This window comes from Bradyrhizobium sp. SZCCHNR1015 (genome assembly GCF_032489875.1).
GTDB lineage: Bacteria > Pseudomonadota > Alphaproteobacteria > Rhizobiales > Xanthobacteraceae > Bradyrhizobium.
On record NZ_JAUEYW010000008.1, the window covers coordinates 1 to 17,557 of the forward strand.

At 66.1% G+C, this 17,557-nt stretch carries 14 protein-coding genes; 4 read left to right on the forward strand and 10 right to left on the reverse strand.

Annotation, left to right across the window (positions count from 1 at the left end; all coding sequences use genetic code 11):
* Positions 1-101: 101 nt before the first annotated feature.
* The 8 genes from QX128_RS14925 to QX128_RS14960 all read right to left on the reverse strand — a co-directional run bounded on the left by QX128_RS14925 (position 102) and on the right by QX128_RS14960 (position 9,011).
* On the reverse strand, positions 102-1,019 hold the full coding sequence (locus tag QX128_RS14925; RefSeq protein WP_315803159.1) for an SDR family NAD(P)-dependent oxidoreductase: 918 nt from the start codon (positions 1,017-1,019) through the stop codon (positions 102-104).
* A 132-nt stretch (positions 1,020-1,151) separates the two neighbouring features.
* Entirely contained in the window at positions 1,152-1,628 is a 477-nt protein-coding gene (locus QX128_RS14930; protein ID WP_316237814.1) for a MaoC family dehydratase, read from the reverse strand.
* 6 nt (positions 1,629-1,634) lie between these two features.
* Positions 1,635-3,365, reverse strand: coding sequence for an AMP-binding protein (locus QX128_RS14935; protein WP_316237815.1), 1,731 nt, complete (start codon positions 3,363-3,365; stop codon positions 1,635-1,637).
* Positions 3,365-4,255 (reverse strand): 3-hydroxyisobutyrate dehydrogenase, encoded by an 891-nt coding sequence (mmsB, locus tag QX128_RS14940; protein WP_316237816.1) that lies wholly within the window; start codon positions 4,253-4,255, stop codon positions 3,365-3,367. Before mmsB ends, QX128_RS14935 begins: the two co-directional genes overlap by 1 nt.
* A 28-nt stretch (positions 4,256-4,283) precedes the next feature.
* Positions 4,284-5,360: an enoyl-CoA hydratase/isomerase family protein gene (locus QX128_RS14945; protein ID WP_316237817.1), complete on the reverse strand. Its 1,077-nt coding sequence runs from the start codon at positions 5,358-5,360 to the stop codon at positions 4,284-4,286.
* Positions 5,357-6,502, reverse strand: a complete 1,146-nt coding sequence (locus QX128_RS14950) for an isobutyryl-CoA dehydrogenase (RefSeq protein WP_316216313.1) — start codon at positions 6,500-6,502, stop codon at positions 5,357-5,359. The genes QX128_RS14945 and QX128_RS14950 overlap by 4 nt, the downstream gene beginning before the upstream one ends.
* A gap of 168 nt (positions 6,503-6,670) precedes the next feature.
* A complete protein-coding gene (locus tag QX128_RS14955; RefSeq protein ID WP_316237818.1) occupies positions 6,671-8,167 on the reverse strand; it encodes a CoA-acylating methylmalonate-semialdehyde dehydrogenase in 1,497 nt (498 codons plus the stop codon).
* 187 nt (positions 8,168-8,354) lie between these two features.
* Entirely contained in the window at positions 8,355-9,011 is a 657-nt protein-coding gene (locus QX128_RS14960) for a TetR/AcrR family transcriptional regulator (protein ID WP_316237819.1), read from the reverse strand.
* Positions 9,012-9,165: 154 nt separating this feature from the next.
* On the opposite strand from QX128_RS14960, the gene QX128_RS14965 reads away from it, so the two are divergent.
* The 3 genes from QX128_RS14965 (at position 9,166) to QX128_RS14975 (ending at position 12,630) form a co-directional block, all read left to right on the forward strand.
* Positions 9,166-9,936 carry an enoyl-CoA hydratase gene (locus QX128_RS14965; RefSeq protein WP_316237820.1) on the forward strand — a complete coding sequence of 257 codons (771 nt, stop codon included), beginning with the start codon at positions 9,166-9,168 and terminating at the stop codon, positions 9,934-9,936.
* 137 nt (positions 9,937-10,073) lie between these two features.
* Positions 10,074-11,261 carry an acetyl-CoA C-acyltransferase gene (locus QX128_RS14970; RefSeq protein ID WP_316237821.1) on the forward strand — a complete coding sequence of 396 codons (1,188 nt, stop codon included), beginning with the start codon at positions 10,074-10,076 and terminating at the stop codon, positions 11,259-11,261.
* Between the two features lie 85 nt (positions 11,262-11,346).
* On the forward strand, positions 11,347-12,630 hold the full coding sequence (locus QX128_RS14975; protein ID WP_316237822.1) for an MFS transporter: 1,284 nt from the start codon (positions 11,347-11,349) through the stop codon (positions 12,628-12,630).
* A 2-nt stretch (positions 12,631-12,632) separates the two neighbouring features.
* Here QX128_RS14975 and QX128_RS14980 read toward each other — a convergent pair whose 3' ends face one another.
* On the reverse strand, positions 12,633-14,192 hold the full coding sequence (locus tag QX128_RS14980; RefSeq protein WP_316237823.1) for an acyl-CoA carboxylase subunit beta: 1,560 nt from the start codon (positions 14,190-14,192) through the stop codon (positions 12,633-12,635).
* Positions 14,122-15,108 carry an IclR family transcriptional regulator gene (locus tag QX128_RS14985; RefSeq protein ID WP_315803147.1) on the reverse strand — a complete coding sequence of 329 codons (987 nt, stop codon included), beginning with the start codon at positions 15,106-15,108 and terminating at the stop codon, positions 14,122-14,124. Before QX128_RS14985 ends, QX128_RS14980 begins: the two co-directional genes overlap by 71 nt.
* A gap of 381 nt (positions 15,109-15,489) precedes the next feature.
* Between QX128_RS14985 and glsA the strand changes: the two genes are divergently transcribed.
* On the forward strand, positions 15,490-17,349 hold the full coding sequence (glsA, locus tag QX128_RS14990) for a glutaminase A (protein WP_316237824.1): 1,860 nt from the start codon (positions 15,490-15,492) through the stop codon (positions 17,347-17,349).
* Positions 17,350-17,557: the final 208 nt, after the last annotated feature.

Here is a 17,557-nt window from a genome sequence, read left to right on the forward strand (position 1 = left end):
AAAAACCCACAACAGTTGAGCCTCGCAATATGCGGAAGCTGAACCGGACAGCCGTGGGTCAAGCCCGGCCATGACGGTGAGTGTGGAGCGGGCTTCGTGCCCTACAGCTTGATCCCCAGCCGTGCCGCGGCCTGCGACACGTACTTCTGGGTCTGCTCGAACGCACCCTGCAGCGCTCGCGCCTTCGACATGTCGCTGATCTCTTGGAAATGCGCGGCGACCGCGTCCGGCGTCCACTCCTCCGGCGGCAGATTGATGCCCTCGCTCTCCAGGATCCTGATCACCGCGAACGAGCCCGCACCCGCACCCATGATGGTGCGCGTGGGCGCGTCCTCGCTGAGCAGATACTCCACCGCAGGCGTGATCGATTCCGGCTTCATCAGCTCCAGCGCCTGCGGCGGCAGCAGCTCCTCGGTCATGCGCGTGGCCGCGGTCGGCGAGATGATGTTGACGCGGATGTTGGTCTTGCGGCCCTCTTCCGCCAGCACGTTCATCAGGCCGACCATGCCGGTCTTCGCCGCGCCGTAATTGGCCTGGCCGAAATTGCCGAACAGGCCGGAGGACGAGGTCGTCATGACGATGCGGCCGTAGTTGCGCTCGCGCATGCCGTTCCACACCGCCTTGCAGCAGTAGAAGGTGCCGACCAGATGCACGTCCAGCACCTTGGCGAAATCCGCCACCTCCATCTTGGCGAACGACTTGTCTCTGAGGATGCCGGCATTGGCGCACATGATGTCGACGCTGCCCCACTCCTTGGTGGCGCGCTCGACCATCGCCGTGACCTGCTCGAAATTCGAGACGTCGGCGCCGTCGGCCATCGCGGTGCCGCCGGCCTTGCGGATCTCCTCGACCACCGTCTCGGCAGCGGTCATCGAGCCGCCGGTGCCATCGCGCGCGCCGCCGAAATCATTGACCACGACCTTGGCGCCGCGGCTCGCCAGTCCCAGCGCATGCGCGCGTCCGAGACCATTGCCTGCGCCGGTAACGATGGCGACGCGTCCGTCAAATCTGATTGCCATGATCTTTTCCTTCAGTGAGGTCGTCATGCCCGGGCCTGACCCGGGCATCCATCCACTTCGAAAGACTCTCAGTCTTGATGGATCGCCGGGTCAAGCCCGGCGATGACGATGGGTGGATTGTGACGAAGATTGTTAGCTCAGATAGATCAGCCCGATCCAGTCGGCGACCAGCGCGGGCTTGTCCTCGCCCTCGATCTCGACCGTGACATGGGTGCGCGACTGCAACTCCTTCGGCTTGCGCAGCGTGGCTTCCACCAGCACGAAGCGGCCGCGCACGCGTTTTCCCGATTTCACCGGCGAGATGAAGCGCAGCTTGTCGAAACCGTAATTGACACCCATCGCCGTGCCCTCGATCGCCGGCATGACCTCGTAGGACATCACCGACAGCAGCGACATGGTGAGGAAGCCGTGCGCGATGGTCGTGCCGAACGGCGTCCCCTTGGCCTTCTCCGGATCGACGTGGATGAACTGATGATCCTCAATGACATCGGCATAGGTGTCGATGCGCTTCTGATCGAGCACGTGCCATGACGACACGCCGATCTCCTGGCCGACCATGGCCTGATAGGCTGCAAGCGAAATCGGCGGCTTCTTCCAGATCTGGTTCATGCGTTCCTACACCTCGTGCCCGGACGGCCTGGTCTTCAGCTCCGGGAAATCCTCTTCCTTGAACTCTGTGCCGCGCAGATGATCCGTGCGGTTGTCCTCGTGCTCCAGCCGGCGCAACTGCACGCGGCGGATTTTTCCGGAGATCGTCTTCGGCAGTTCGCTGACCAGCTCGAGCCGACGGATCCGCTTGAACGGCGCGAGCCGCGCCTGCAGATGCGCGAAGATCGACAGCGCCGTCGCGCGCGAGCGCTCCGCGCCGGAGGTCAACAGCACGTAGGCTTTCGGGATCGCAAGCCTGATCGGATCAGGGCTTGGCACCACGGCGGCCTCAGCGACCGCCTCGTGCTCCAACAACACGCTTTCCAGCTCGAACGGCGAGATGCGGTAGTCGGACGATTTGAACACGTCGTCGGAGCGGCCGACGAAGGTGAGGTAGCCCTCATCGTCCCGGAACACGACGTCGCCAGTGCGATAGCGCGTGCCGTCGGCGCCGGACAGCTTGCCGTCGTCGCCCTGATAGCCCTGCATCAGCCCGGCCGGGCGCTCGCCTGACAGCGCCAGCGTGATCTCGCCCTCGCTTGCCAGATTGCCGTCGATGTCGGCGACCTCGACGCGATAGCCCGGCAGCGGCCGGCCCATCGAGCCGATCTTCAATTTCTGGCCCGGCGAGTTACCGACGATCGCGGCGGTCTCGGTCTGGCCATAGCCGTCGCGGATCGTCAGCCCCCAGGCGGCGCGCACCTGATCGATGACTTCCGGATTGAGCGGCTCGCCGGCGCCGCAGGCCTCGCGCAGGCTGACCTTGAAGTCGGCGAGATGCTCCTGGATGAACAGCCGCCACACCGTCGGCGGCGCGCACAGCGTGGTGACGCCGCAACGTTTGATGATCGCGAGCAGCCCCTTGGCGTCGAAGCGCGGCTGGTTGACGACGAACACTGTCGCGCCGGCATTCCACGGCGAGAAGAAGCAGCTCCAGGCATGCTTGGCCCAGCCCGGGGAGGAGATGTTGAGATGCACGTCGCCCGGCTGCAGGCCGAGCCAGTACATCGTGGAGAGATGGCCGACCGGGTAGCTGCGATGGCTGTGCCGCACCAGCTTCGGCTTGGCCGTGGTGCCCGAGGTGAAATAGAGCAGCATCGGATCATCCGGCTGCGTCGGCCCATCCGGAGTGAACGCCTCGGCCGTATCAGCCGCCTGCTCGAACGGCAGCCAGCCGGCAGGTGCCGCCGGCGCGCCGACGACGATGCGGACGAGATCATCGGCGCCGAGTTCGGCGAACTTCGCCACCTGATCCTGCGCGGCGACGACGGCTTTCGCGCGGCCGCGCTCGAGGCGATCACGCAACTCGTCGGTGGTCAGCAGTGTGGTCGCGGGGATCACGACGACGCCGAGCTTCATCGCCGCCAGCATGGTCTCCCACAGCGGCACGACGTTGCCGAGCAGCAGCAGCAGATGGTCGCCGCGTTTCAGCCCCTGCGCGCGCAGGAAATTCGCAACCTGGTTGGAGCGGCGCGACAGCGCGGCAAAGGACAGCTTGGTCTGGCGGTCCTGCGCGGCATCGAAGATCCATAACGCCGTGCGGTCGCGGCTCTCCGGATCGGATGCAAGCTCGGTATCGAACCAGTCGAGCGCCCAGTTGAAGGGCACCGGATCGGGCCAGCGAAAACCCTTCACCGCGGCATCGTAGTCGGTGCGATGCGCCAGCAGAAACGCGCGTGCGTCCTTGAATGTCGTCATCAGGTGGTCCCAGCGAGCTTGCGGACGTGCTGAATGATCCCGGAGAAATCGACGCCACCATGGCCGGCGGCCTCGAACGCCTTGTAGATCTCCTGCGCGTGCTGCCCGAGCGGCGTGGCCGCGCCGGCGGCCTTGGCGGCATCCTGCGACAGCGTGAGATCCTTCAGCATCAGCGCGGTCGCGAAGCCGGGCTTGTAGTCGTTGTTGGCGGGCGAGGCCGGCACCGGGCCCGGCACCGGGCAATAGGACGTCAGCGACCAGCACTGGCCCGACGAGGTCGAGGCGACGTCGAACAGCGCCTGATGCGACAGGCCGAGCTTTTCGCCTAGCGCAAAAGCCTCGCTGACCGCGATCATCGAAATGCCCAGGATCATGTTGTTGCAGATCTTGGCCGCCTGACCGGCGCCGGCGCCGCCGCAATGGACGATCTTCTTGCCCATCTTCTCCAGGATCGGCTGGGCCGCGGCGAACGCGCCCTCCTCGCCGCCGCACATGAAGGTGAGCGTCGCGGCCTTGGCGCCGCCGGTACCGCCGGACACCGGTGCATCGACGGCAGCGATGCCGTGCTTGGCGGCCAGCGCATGCGCGGCGCGCGCGCTCTCGACGTCGATGGTCGAGGAGTCGATGATGACAGCGCCCTTGGACATCGCCGGCACGACCTCGTTCCAGACCGCCAGCACATGCTTGCCGGCCGGCAGCATGGTGACGACGGCGTCGGCGCCTTTGGCCGCCGCGACGGCGCTGTCGGCGATCTCGGCGCCATCGGCCTTGGCCTGCGCGCGCGAGGCTTCGACCAGATCGAATGCCACCACCTTGTGGCTGGCCTTGACCAGGTTGGCGGCCATCGGGCCGCCCATGTTGCCGAGGCCGATGAATGCGATCGTTGCCATGGTTCGTTCTCTCCCCTCGACCTGATTGTTATCTCGTTTGCGGAAAGGCCAGCTCGTCGGCGCCGATCTCAGCGAGATAGCGCGCCAGCATCTCCGGCGTCACCTGATCGACATCCGGCGGCGACCATTTGGGATTGCGGTCCTTGTCGATGATCGCGGCGCGGACGCCTTCGCGAAAGTCGTCGCTGCGGAACACTTCGAGCGCCGCACGATACTCGCGCACCAGGCATTCCTCCAGCGACGCCGCTCCGCGCGCCAGCCGCAGCAGCTTGAGCGTCACGACCATGCCGCGCGGCGACTTCTCCTTGAGCGTCTTCTGCGTCGCCAGCGCCAGCTCCGATCCATCCGCGTCCAGCGCCGCGAAGATGTCGTGCATGCTGTCCTGGGCAAACCAGGCGTCGATCTTGGCCTGCTGCGCAGCCACCGGCCCGGCCGTCTCGTCCGTTGCGAAGCCCGCGATCAGCCGATCGATCTCGATCGAGAGCGTGCCCGGCCGGACCTTGGTCAGAACCTCGCGCAGCGCCGGCCAGCTCGAAGTCGGCACGACGGCATCGGCAAAGCGCGCATGGATCGCATCGGGCCCGTTCATGGTCTGCCCGGTCAGGCCGAAATAGGCGCCGAGTTCGCCCGGCGCGCGCGATAACAGCCAGGTGCCGCCGACGTCGGGAAAGAAGCCGAGGCCGACCTCGGGCATCGCAAGCTTCGTTTTCTCGGTCACGATGCGGTGGCGGCCATGCGCCGACAGGCCGACGCCACCACCCATCACGAGCCCATCCATGTAGGCGACATAGGGTTTTGGGAACGCCGCGATGCGCGCGTTCATGATGTATTCCTGACGCCAGAACACCTTGCCAAGGTCGCCATTCACCTTCGAGCTTTCATAGAGCCCGCGAATGTCGCCGCCCGCGCAAAGTCCCCGCTCGCCCGCGCCTTCCAGCACGACAACTGCGACGGCCGGATCGACCTCGAACCGATCCAGCGCGGCGTCGATGCCCATCGACATCTCCAGCGTCATCGCATTGATCGCCTTCGGCCGGTTCAGCCGGATGATGCCGGCCGAGCCCTCGCGGCGGACGATCAGGTCGCCTTCGAGGACCTCGCTCATCGCGCGGCCTCGATCAGCTTGCGCGACACGATCAGCCGCATGATCTCATTGGTGCCTTCGAGGATCTGATGTACGCGCAGGTCACGCACGATCTTCTCGATGCCGTATTCGCTCAAATAGCCGTAGCCGCCATGCAGCTGCAGCGCCTGGTTGGCGACCTCGAAGCCGACATCGGTGCCGAAGCGCTTGGCCATCGCACACAGCATCGTCGCATCCGGATCCTTGCGGTCGAGTGCCGCCGCCGCGCGCCACACGAAGGTGCGCGCGGCCTCCAGTTCGATCGCCATGTCGGCAATCCGGAACTGCAGCGCCTGGAATTCGTCGAGCCGCTTGCCGAACGCCTTGCGCTCTTTCGTATAGGCCAACGTCTTGTCGAGCGCCGCCTGCGCACCACCGAGCGAGCACGCGGCAATGTTGAGGCGGCCGCCGTCGAGCCCGGCCATCGCGATCTTGAACCCGATGCCCTCCTCGCCCAGCCGGTTGGCGACCGGCACGCGCGCATTCTCGAAGATCACGGCGCGGGTCGGCTGCGCATTCCAGCCCATCTTGCGTTCATTGGCGCCGAACGACACGCCGGGGGTATTGGCGTCGATCACCAGCGTCGAGATGCCGCCGGGACCGTCTGCTCCCGTGCGCACCATAGCGACCAGGATGTCGGTCGCGCCCGCGCCGGAGATGAACTGCTTCTGCCCGTTGAGCACATAGTCGTCGCCGTCGCGCACCGCGCGCGTGCGCAGCGCCGCCGCGTCGGAGCCTGCGCCCGGCTCGGTCAGGCAATAGCTCGCGATCAGGTCCATGGCGCAGAGCTTCGGCAGGTAAGCTTGGCGCTGCGCCTCGGTGCCGAATGTGTCGATCATCCACGAGGCCATGTTGTGGATCGAGATGAAGGCCGAGACCGTGGGGCAGCCCGTCGCCAGCGCCTCGAAGATGAGCGCAGCGTCGAGCCGGCTCAGGCCGGAGCCGCCGACATCGTCGCGAATGTAGATGCCGCCCATGCCAAGGCTTGCGGCCTCGCGCATCACATCCACCGGAAAATGCTTCTCCTCGTCCCAGCGCAGCGCATGCGGGGCGATCTTCTCCGCGGCGAAGGCGCGTGCCATGTCGCGCACCGCGATCTGATCCTCATTGAGAGCGAACTGCATTCGTTCTCCGCGTTTCCCAAATCTTGTTTGTTGGCCTTCGGCGTGTCCTCATTCTCCGTCATTGCGAGGAGCGAAGCGACGAAGCAATCCAGACTCGCAGGCGACGCCCTGGAAGGCTTCGCTTCGCTCGCAATGACGTGGAGGAGCCCTCGCGGGCTCCCCCTCTCGTCACTTCATCAGCGGGATCGAGAACTCAGCGCCTTCCTTGACGCCGGACGGCCAGCGCGAGGTGACGGTCTTGGTCTTGGTGTAGAAGCGGATCGAATCCGGGCCATGCTGGTTGAGATCGCCGAAGCCGGACTTCTTCCAGCCGCCGAAGGTGTAGTAGGCGATCGGCACCGGGATCGGCACGTTGATGCCGACCATGCCGACATTGACCCTGGCCGCGAAGTCACGGGCTGCGTCGCCGTCCCGGGTGAAGATCGCAACACCGTTGCCGTAATCATGCTCCGACGGCAGCGCCAGCGCCTCGGCATAGTCCTTGGCACGCACGACCGACAGCACGGGTCCGAAGATCTCTTCCTTGTAGATCCGCATATCCTTGGTGACGTTGTCGAACAGACAGCCGCCCATGTAGAAGCCGTTCTCGTAGCCCTGCATCTTGAAGCCGCGACCGTCGACGGCGAGCGTCGCGCCCTCCTTGACGCCGATCTCGACATAGTTCTTGACGCGCTCGACCGCCTCGCGGGTCACCAACGGGCCGAAATCGGCGGACGGATCGACGGATGTGCCGATCTTGAGGCTTTCGACGCGCGGGATCAGCTTATCCATCAGCCGATCGGCGGTGGTCTTGCCGACGGGCACCGCGACCGACACCGCCATGCAGCGCTCGCCGGCCGAGCCGTAGCCGGCGCCGATCAGCGCGTCGACCGCCTGGTCGAGATCGGCGTCGGGCATGATGATGGCGTGGTTCTTGGCGCCGCCGAAGCACTGGCAGCGCTTGCCGTGGGCGGCGGCGCGCTCATAGATGTACTGCGCGATCGGCGACGAGCCGACGAAGCCGATCGCCATGATGTCCGGATCCTCGAGGATGGCGTCGACCGCCTCCTTGTCGCCGTTGACGACGTTGAGGATGCCCGGCGGCAGACCGGCCTCGATCATCAGCTCGGCGAGCTTCATCGGCACGCCCGGATCGCGCTCCGAGGGCTTCAGGATGAAGGCATTGCCGCAGGCGATGGCAGGGGCGAACTTCCACATCGGAATCATCGCCGGGAAATTGAACGGCGTGATGCCGGCAACGACACCGAGCGGCTGGCGCATCGAATAGATGTCGATGCCCGGGCCCGCGCCTTCGGTATATTCGCCCTTCATCAGGTGCGGAATGCCGCATGCGAACTCGACGACCTCGAGCCCGCGCTGGATGTCGCCCTTGGCATCGGGGACGGTCTTGCCGTGCTCACGCGCGAGCAACTCGGCGAGCTGGTCATAATCGCGCTGGGCGAGTTCCAGAAACTTCATCATCACGCGCGCGCGGCGCTGCGGATTGGTGGCGGCCCAGGCCGGCTGCGCAGCCTTGGCGTTCTCGACCGCGGCCCGGAGCTCGGCGCGCGAGGCCAGCGCGACCTTGGCCTGAACATCGCCGGTCATGGGCTCGAAGACATCGGCCGTCCGTCCGGACGTGCCCTTGACCTCTTTGCCGCCAATGAAATGACCGATCGAACGCATGGGGTATCCTCCGCAGGGGTAAGCAGTGCCGATTTGGCCGGCATCTTGCAGTCTTTGCGGCGTTTGGGAAGGGTCTAGGCGCTGATCGGCGCTGCGAAAATGCAGCCCCTTCGCTCGGTCGGCACGATCACGGCAGACCCCGCGACGTGCAGCGTGCCGCGTCCAGCATCCGACCCCACACGAGGGATCAGCGCTTTGCGGCGGCCGTCTTCTTCGCAGGCCTGTTCGCGGGCGTTCGCGCGGGGGAATTCCCCGCCGGTCCGCCGCCACTGGCGACGGCCAGCGCCACCTCGCGCCCGGAGCTCAGGATATCGTCGGACAATTCGCCGCTGCCGGTCAGTCGCGCCATCACGAGCGTCCCCGTCAGCGTCGCAAGCATCGCCGAAGCGCGCTTTCGCGCCGTCCTGACCGGAACGTCGACGATGTACTCGGCGAACAGGTCGATCAGCTCTTCCAGCTTCGCGGCAAAAGCCTTGCGGGTCTTGGCGCTCTCACGGGCGATTTCCGCCCCGAGCGCAGGAACCGCGCAGCCGTGACCGACATCGTCACGATGCCCCGCGGACAGATAGCCATCGACGATCGCCGCAAGCCGCTTCTGCGGCGGCAACTGGTCCAGCAGCTTGCGCCAATGCTCCATCGAACGGTCGATCGCATAACCGAACGCCTCCACCACCAGCGCCTCGCGCGAATCGAAATGCGCGTAGAAGCCGCCGTGCGTCAGTCCGGCCTCCTTCATCAGGTCGGCAACCCCGACGCCGTGAGCGCCGCGCTCGCGCAGCCGCACCGATGCCTTGCGCACGATCCGCGCGTGGGTTTCCGCCTTGTGTTCCGGAGAGTAGCGCATTGCCGTCCCATTGAATGTCTGCGGTCATACTATAACAGTTCTGCGTCCTGCTCGCTGCAGCTATTTGATGAATTCGAGTTGATCTAAATCAACTTCGCTGGCCTGATTTATTCCCGACACACCCCTGTTGCCCAGGAACCCGACGAGGACGACGATGGACATGCTCAATTCCCACTGCGGCGTGAGTCGTGACGGCCGCGGCGTGGTCCGGCTGACGATCTGCAATGCCGGCCCGCTCAATATTCTCGGTTCGGCGGCGATTCTCGACGTGGAAGCCGGCCTGCAATCGCTCGCTTCCGAGGCCGGCATTCGCGTTCTCGTTTTGGCCGGCGAAAGCGGGAAGAGCATGATCGGCGGCGCCGACATCAAGGAGATGGCGACGCTCGACCAGGCGTCAGCGGAAACCTTCATCTCGCGACTTGCCGGGCTCTGCGAAGCGGTGCGACATTTTCCTGTCCCCGTGATTGCGCGGATGCCGGGGTGGTGCCTGGGTGGCGGATTGGAGGTCGCAGCAGCCTGCGATATCCGCGTCGCGGGGCATGATGCCAAGTTCGGCATGCCCGAGGTGCGTGTCGGCATCCCGTCGGTCATTCATGCCGCGCTGTTGCCACGTCTCATCGGCTGGGGCCGCACGCGCTGGCTGCTGATGACCGCCGAGACGATCGACGCGCCGACCGCGCTCGCCTGGGGCCTCGTCGATGCCGTCGCCGCCGAGGGAGAACTCGACATCGCGGTCGAGAAGGCCGTGGCATCCCTGCTCGCCTGCGGCCCCGAAGCGCTGCGGACTCAGAAGGCCCTGCTGCGTCAATGGGAGGAGCTGCCGCTGAAGGAGTCGGTCGAGATATCGATCGGCGCCTTCGGACGGTCGTTCCTGACCGATGAGCCAAAACGGCTGATGCAACATTTCATCGACCGCAAGCGATAGCAATTTCCTCCAAGTCTCGGCTCTCGGAGCCCGGCAGCCTTGCGCCAGCTTCACGATGGTTCAGCAGGGATCGCCGGGGTTTCCTTTTGCGAGACGCTATTATATGATGGTCATCATCTTTTATCAGGGAGCCTGTCATGGCCTCATCCGATTCCGTCGTGATCCTGTCCGCCGCCCGCACTCCGTTGGGCCGTTTCATGGGCGAATTGTCACCGCTGAGTGCGAACAAGCTCGGCGCGCACGTGATCGGATCGGCGCTCGAACGCGCCACCGTCCCGCCCGATGCGGTCGAGGAGGTGTTCATGGGTAACGTGCTGTCGGCCGGCCAGGGCCAGGCTCCGGCACGGCAGGCCGCGCGCGGCTCCGGCCTGCCGGACGCCATCGGCGCCACCACGATCAACAAGGTCTGCGGCTCCGGCATGAAGGCGACGATGCTGGCGCACGACATCATTCGGGCGGGCTCCGCCGAGATCGTCGTGTCGGGCGGCATGGAAAGCATGAGCAACGCGCCGTATCTGCTGACCAAGGCGCGCGGCGGCTATCGTGCCGGCCACGACCGGATCCTCGATCACATGATGCTGGATGGCCTGGAGGACGCCTATGAGACCGGACGCTCGATGGGCGATTTCGGCGAGGCCACGGCCGAGGCCTATCAGTTCACCCGCGCCGACCAGGATGCCTACGCCATCGAGACGCTGACGCGTGCGCGCAAGGCGGTCGAAGGCGGGGCATTCAAGGCCGAGATCGCCCCGATCACGATCGTCGAGAAATCCGGCCCCCGCCTGGTCGTCAATGACGAGCATCCGCTGAAGGTCGATCCGGCGAAGATCCCGGCACTGAAGCCGGCGTTCCGCAAGGATGGCACGATTACGCCCGCGGCGTCCTCCGCGAATGCGGATGGTGCTGCGGCACTCGTGCTCGCCACGCGATCGCGTGCCGACCGCGACGGGCTGCCTGTCCTCGCGGAGATCAAGGGCCACGCCACGCACAGCCAGGAGCCGCAATGGTTCACGACGGCGCCGATCCCGGCGATCCGGAAGCTGCTCGACAAGGTCGGCTGGCAGGTCGAGGATGTCGACCTGTTCGAGATCAACGAGGCGTTTGCGGTCGTCGCCATGGCCGCGCAGCGCGACCTCGGCATTGCGCGCGACCGGCTGAACGTCAACGGCGGCGCCTGCGCACTGGGCCATCCGATCGGCGCCACCGGCGCGCGGCTGATCGTGACGCTGCTGCATGCGATGCAGGCCCGTGGACTGAAGCGCGGTGTCGCCGCGCTATGCATCGGCGGCGGCGAGGCGACGGCGATCGCGCTCGAGCGACCGTGATGTCCTGAATCGAGGGAACTTAGCCATTTATGTCGTCGACGCGTCCTGGCAAAATGGGCGCAATCCTCATCGGACTGAGAAGCACATGATCTCGAACCGGCTCGCGGCAGCACTCGCACGGCGCAACATCCACTATGGCTGGGTCATGGTGGCCGTAACATTCTTTACGGCCCTGGTGTCGGCCGGCACGGTGGGGGCGCCGGGCGTGTTCATCGTGCCCCTTCAGCAGGAGTTCGGCTGGAGCACCGCCGAGATCTCCTCGGCACTCTCCATCCGCTTCGTGCTGTTCGGGCTGATGGCCCCGTTCGCCGCCGCCTTGCTCAACCGCTATGGCCTGCGCAACATCACGTTGCTGGCCCAACTGATCGTGGTCACTGCGCTGCTTTCGTCGTTGGCGATGAGCCAGGTCTGGCACCTCGTGCTGCTGTGGGGCGTCGTGATCGGCATCGGCACTGGCATGACCGCCTTGGTGCTGGGCGCGACCATCGCCACGCGCTGGTTCGTCGCGCGTCGCGGCCTCGTGGTCGGGGTTCTCACCGCCAGCGTCGCCACCGGACAGCTGGTGTTCCTGCCGCTGCTCGCCAGCCTCACCGAGCGGCTCGGCTGGCGCGTCGCGCTTGCGCTCGTCTGCATCGCGCTCGGCGTGTCCGCGACCGCCGTGCTGCTCTTGATGCGCGACCGGCCGAGCGACCTTGGCCTGCGCCTGTACGGCGACAAGGGCACCGAACCGATCGCAACGCCCGCGCCCGTCACGACGCCGATCCTGACGGCTGCGCTCGGCACCCTCCGCGACGCGGCGCGCGCGCCGGTGTTCTGGATGCTGTTTGCGACCTTCTTCATCTGCGGCGCCTCGACCAACGGCCTCGTCCAGGTGCACCTGATCCCGATGTGCCTCGACTTCGGCATCCCGCAGGTCCAGGCCGCCAGTCTGCTCGCCGCGATGGGCATGTTCGACTTCGTCGGCACGATCGTGTCGGGCTGGCTGTCGGACCGGTACGACAATCGCTGGCTGCTGTTCTGGTACTATGGCCTGCGCGGCCTCTCGCTGCTGTTCCTGCCGTTCACCGACTTCTCGTTCTATGGCCTGTCGCTGTTCGCGATGTTCTACGGCCTCGACTGGATCGCTACCGTGCCGCCGACGGTGCGGCTGACGGCGCAGCGGTTCGGGCCCGAGCGGGCCAACCTGGTGTTCGGCTGGGTGTTCGCCGGACATCAGCTCGGCGCCGGCACCGCCGCATTCGGCGCGGGCCTGTCGCGCACGCTGTTGCAGAGCTATCTTCCGGCATTCTTCACCGCCGGCGCGCTCTGCATCGTCGCAGCCCTGCTCGCGCTCGCGATCGCGCGGCAGGCCAAGCCTGCCGCGGCGTGAGCTCACGGCCGCGTCGTCATCGCCGTCGGCGGCCCCGGCGTGCGCAGCGGCTCGGCGAGACGCGCGAACTCGCACAGCAGCGCGCGCGTCTTGCGGGGGTCGATGATCTCCTCGACCCAGAACTTCTCGGCGGAGCGGAACGGCGAGCGCAGCCTGGTCAGCCGCTCCTCGATCTCCTTCAGCTTCGCCTTCGGATCAGGCGCGGCATCGATCTCGGCGCGATAGGCCGCCTCGATGCCACCCTCGAGCGGCAGCGAGCCCCAATGGGCCGACGGCCAGGCATAGCGGATCGAGAAGCGATCGGCCGGCTGATGCACGACGCCGGCGACGCCGAAATTGTTGCGCACGATCACCGTGCACCACGGCACCGTCGACTGGTTGACCGCGGCCATCGCGCGCACGCCGTGGCGGATGGTCGCCGCCTTCTCCGCCTCCAAACCGACCATGAAGCCCGGGCAATCCATCAGGTAGACGATCGGCAGATGGAAGGTCTCGGCGAAGTCGACCCAGCGGATCACCTTCTGGCAGGCGTCAGCGGTCCATGAGCCGCCGTAGTGATAAGGATCGCTCGCCAGCACCATCACCGCACGGCCTTCGAGCCGGGCGAGGCCGACGATGAGCGGGCGGCCGTAATTCTGTGACACCTCGAAGAACGAGCCGTTGTCGACGACGGACTCGATGATCGGGCGCATCTTGTAGACGCGGCGGCGATCCCGCGGCACGGCGCTGATCAACTGATCGTCCGTGCGCTGCGGATCGTCGGTGCAGGGCAAGGTCGGCGGCAGCTCATGGACCGACGACGGCAAATAGGACAGGAAGCGGCGCGCGCAGGCGAACGCTTCCGCCTCAGTGTCGACCGCGTGGTCGACGCCGCCCGCCTTGGTCTGGATGTCGGCGCCGCCGAGCTCCATCTTGCCAAGGTCCTGGCCCAGCCGCTTCACCACCGGCGGACCGGCGACGAACATCGCCGACTGCCTGGTCATGACGGAGTAGTGGCTCGCCGCGAGTCGCGCTGCGCCCAGGCCGGCAACCGAGCCGAGGCCGAGCGCGACCACCGGGACCAGCGACATGTTCTCGGTCGTGTAGCGGTACCAGCGATTGCCGCCGATGCCGCCAGGCAGGTTCGCCGCGCCCTTGGTCTCGATGGTCTTGACCGAGCCGCCGCCGCCGGAGCCTTCGATGATGCGGATGATCGGCAGACGGAAGTCGTGCGCCATCTCCTCCGCCATCAGCGGCTTGGCGGCGATCGACGCATCGGCCGAGCCGCCGCGCACGGTGAAATCGTCACCGACCACGACCACGGTGCGGCCGTCGACGCGCGCGCGCCCGAACACGCAATTCGCAGGCGTGACGTGCTTGAGCTCGCCCTGCTCGTCATACTCGCCGAGGCCGGCGACCGCGCCGATCTCGTGAAAGCTGCCGGGATCGACGACCCCGTCGATGCGCTCGCGAACGGTGAGGCGGCCCTGGTCGTGCTGACGCTTGACCTTGTCAGGCCCGCCCATCTCCCGCGCGAAGGCTTCGCGCCGGGCCAGTTCCTCGAGCTCCGGCTGCCAACTCATTCGTTCCCCCTGCCCCGGTGATGGTCTTGTTCTTATGGTTGGTCTTCGCGTTCACCTGGAGCGGTTTTCTGTCCATCCGGTTGTTGAAGACGTCGGCTTCGGCGCCCTGCAATAGCGCCGCGATGCTGCGGCCCAGCTCGCGCATCGGCTGGGCGACCTCGTCGTGCAGCCGCTGCTCGTCGTACATCGCCGACAACAGCCCGATCGTGAGCACGACATAGGTCTGGTATTGCGGCGACCACAGCGGCAGCGCGACGCCGTTGATGTGAGCACTCCACAGGCCGCAGGCCACGACGTAGCCGTGCTCCTTTAGAAACTGCCTGTTGTGCTCGAGGCGTGGCCGCAGCAGCTTGGCCGCGTCCGGCATCTCGCGCTCCATCTCGGCCAGCAGGGCGTCGCCGACCTCCGGCTCGAGCGCGGCGACATAGGCATGCCCGGCCGCGGTCGAGGCCATCGAGATTCGGCTGCCGGTGGTTTCATGCAGGCCGAGCGCATTCGCGGCGCGGCCGAACTCGAGATAGACGAGGTGGAATCGGTCGGGAATCACGAACCCGACCGTGCCGGGCAACTGCTCGGCGACGTCCTGCAGCCGCTGCCGGATCAGATTGCGCAACTGCAAGCCGCGGGTCATCGACGTGCTCATCGCCACCGCGCTCGGGCCGATGCGGTATTTCTGATCGCGCGGCAGGTAGACCAGCTGGCCCATGCGGGTCAGCGTGTGCGTGAGCCGCGACACCGTCGACCGCGGCAGACCGCAGCGGTTGGAGATTTCGAGATTGCCGAGCCGCGCCTCGTGCCCTTCGAAACAGCGAAGCACGTCGAACGCCCGCGACACCACCTGAATGACCTCGCCCTCGCCGGCGAGATCTCCGGGCAGCATGCTGCCCCTGCTCAATCGCTCAGACCGTCGTCCCATCCGTTTCCCACCAATTCCGTCATGCGGAATGATATTCCGCTTATCGAACAAGCTAGCCCAGCCATTTTGCCGTCACAACAGTAGACCGTCTCTAAAAGCCACCGTTCTTCAGCGTGTTGGCACAAGACTCGACGCCCTCGCACAATCGGCAGCGGGATGCGGGAGTAACGATCATCGCCGGTTCCAAATGGCGGTACCGGAGCGCTGGCTTTCGATCGGCATCCGCTCCTGCGCATGGCAACACCGGGTCATCACGCCCGCGAGCCCGCTCAAACGGTGGGCAGCGGCAACATTTGACCAGCCTTGCGACAAGTGTGGGCTGGCTGCGCCCTCGCGGCTGCGACATAACCGGCGCGAGACCTTGTTCCCGCCGAGCTTCCGATGACCACCCACCCGACGCCGATCAGAAATCCTCAGCATTGGGCGACGGCCGCCATGCCGCCGCTGCAGCGCTTCCTGTCCGCATGCCATGCCGACTTCTGGCCCGATCATGACGGCGCCGTCGCGAACTACATCCCCGAGCTCGGCAAGGCCGACCCGTCGCATTTCGGCATCAGCCTCGCCACGCTCGACGGCCACATCTACGAGGTCGGCGACAGCCGTGTGCCGTTCACGATCCAGTCGATGTCGAAGCCGTTCGTGTTTGCGCTCGCGCTCGATACGCTCGGCTCCGACGAGGTCGAGCGCGTGATCGGGGTCGAGCCGTCGGGCGATCCCTTCAATTCGATCCGGCTCAATGCGCAGAACCATCCGTTCAATCCGATGGTCAATGCCGGCGCGATCGCCTGCAGCGGCCTGATCCGCAAGGCACGGCACGACGACGCCTTCGATACCATCCGCGACGCGCTCGGCCGCTTCGCCGGCCGCGAGCTCGATGTCGACGACGCGGTGTTCGCATCGGAAGCCGCCACCGGCGATCGCAATCGCGCGATCGCCTATCTGCTGCGGACCTCGGACGTCATCAGGGAGCCAGTCGACGAGGTGCTCGCGGTCTACTTCCGGCAATGCGCCGTGCTCGTCACCGCGCGCGACTGCGCGATCATGGCGGCGACGCTCGCCAATCGCGGCGTCAATCCGGTCACCGGCGAGCAGGTGGTGACGCCCTATGCGGTGTCGCGCACGCTGTCGGTAATGACCTCCTCGGGCATGTATGACTTCGCCGGCGAGTGGATCTACCGCGTCGGCATTCCCGCCAAGAGCGGCGTCGGCGGCGGCATCCTGGCAAGCCTGCCGGCGCGGCTCGGCCTCGGCAGCTATTCGCCGCGGCTTGACGGCCACGGCAACAGCGTGCGCGGCATCAAGGTCTGCGAGGCGCTGTCGGCGCATTACGGCCTGCACATGCTCAACCGCTCAGACGATGCGCGCACCACGATCATCGCCGACTACGACATCGGCGCCAGCCCGTCGCGGCGCAGCCGCCGCGCCCAGGAGCGCACCATCCTCGCCGCACATCCCGACGCGGTGCGCGTGCTTGAGCTGGTCGGCACGCTGTCCCTCTCCAACGTCGACTACGTCTCGCGCCAGCTTGCGGCGGGCACGCGACCGCAATTCGTCATCGTCGACCTCCATCGCGTCACCGCGATGACGCAAGCCGGCCTGCGCCTGCTCTCCGAGCTGTTTCACGAGCTGGCCGACTTTCACGTCACCGTCGTGCTGTCGGGCATCCGCCGCAGCTCGCCGGAATGGCAGGAGATCGCGGCCCGCACCGGCGACATCAAGAACGTGCGCGACTTCTACCTGCTCGACACCGCGATCGAATGGGCCGAGGACCAGATCGTCTATCGCTATGGCGGGGCGATCGACTTCCTCGAAACCACCGAGCTCGCCGAGCAGCCGCTGCTTGCGGGGATCACCGAAGACGAGCGCCACGAGCTCGCGGCGCTGGCAACCATCCGGCACTATCAGCAGGGCGAACGCATCCTGGCGGCCGGCGATGCGGCGGCCTCGCTGTTCTTCCTGCGCTCCGGCGTCGTCCACGTCACCCTGCCCGACGGCATCCGGTTGGCGACGCTGACGGCAGGGCAATGCTTCGGCGAGATGGCGTTGCTTGAGCCCGTGCGCTCCGCCGACGTCGTCGCTGATTTCTCCGCCACCGCCTTCGAGATCTCGCTGGTGGATTTCGAACGTTTCCGCGTGCGACATCCAAAAGCCGGCGAGCGCATCATGCGCAATCTCGCGCAACTGCTGGCCGAGCGTCTGACAATCGCCAATGCGCGGCTCAACCTGCTCGCGGCAGACTGATTTCGCTGCATCGGCCTTCGTCATCGACGTGTCGCACGCGGCCGAAGCGAACAAATACTCAAGGTTGTAATTCACAGCAGTTAGTAGCTTCCGGTCGACATCTTTCATCACTCGTATTTGTACGGGCTCGCCCAAACGTTACCGGGACTCGGTCGCAGGACAACCATAAGCGAGCCCAATTCGCGCCGCATTACCCGACGATGTTCTG

What these genes read in the sequence shown, in the direction of transcription:
- QX128_RS14925 (WP_315803159.1), bottom strand. Translation starts at nt 1,019, where the DNA reads ATGGCAATCAGATTTGACGGACGCGTCGCCATCGTTACCGGCGCAGGC.
- QX128_RS14930 (WP_316237814.1), bottom strand. Translation starts at nt 1,628, where the DNA reads ATGAACCAGATCTGGAAGAAGCCGCCGATTTCGCTTGCAGCCTATCAG.
- QX128_RS14935 (WP_316237815.1), bottom strand. Translation starts at nt 3,365, where the DNA reads ATGACGACATTCAAGGACGCACGCGCGTTTCTGCTGGCGCATCGCACC.
- mmsB (WP_316237816.1), bottom strand. Translation starts at nt 4,255, where the DNA reads ATGGCAACGATCGCATTCATCGGCCTCGGCAACATGGGCGGCCCGATG.
- QX128_RS14945 (WP_316237817.1), bottom strand. Translation starts at nt 5,360, where the DNA reads ATGAGCGAGGTCCTCGAAGGCGACCTGATCGTCCGCCGCGAGGGCTCG.
- QX128_RS14950 (WP_316216313.1), bottom strand. Translation starts at nt 6,502, where the DNA reads ATGCAGTTCGCTCTCAATGAGGATCAGATCGCGGTGCGCGACATGGCA.
- QX128_RS14955 (WP_316237818.1), bottom strand. Translation starts at nt 8,167, where the DNA reads ATGCGTTCGATCGGTCATTTCATTGGCGGCAAAGAGGTCAAGGGCACG.
- QX128_RS14960 (WP_316237819.1), bottom strand. Translation starts at nt 9,011, where the DNA reads ATGCGCTACTCTCCGGAACACAAGGCGGAAACCCACGCGCGGATCGTG.
- QX128_RS14965 (WP_316237820.1), top strand. Translation starts at nt 9,166, where the DNA reads ATGGACATGCTCAATTCCCACTGCGGCGTGAGTCGTGACGGCCGCGGC.
- QX128_RS14970 (WP_316237821.1), top strand. Translation starts at nt 10,074, where the DNA reads ATGGCCTCATCCGATTCCGTCGTGATCCTGTCCGCCGCCCGCACTCCG.
- QX128_RS14975 (WP_316237822.1), top strand. Translation starts at nt 11,347, where the DNA reads ATGATCTCGAACCGGCTCGCGGCAGCACTCGCACGGCGCAACATCCAC.
- QX128_RS14980 (WP_316237823.1), bottom strand. Translation starts at nt 14,192, where the DNA reads ATGAGTTGGCAGCCGGAGCTCGAGGAACTGGCCCGGCGCGAAGCCTTC.
- QX128_RS14985 (WP_315803147.1), bottom strand. Translation starts at nt 15,108, where the DNA reads ATGGGACGACGGTCTGAGCGATTGAGCAGGGGCAGCATGCTGCCCGGA.
- glsA (WP_316237824.1), top strand. Translation starts at nt 15,490, where the DNA reads ATGACCACCCACCCGACGCCGATCAGAAATCCTCAGCATTGGGCGACG.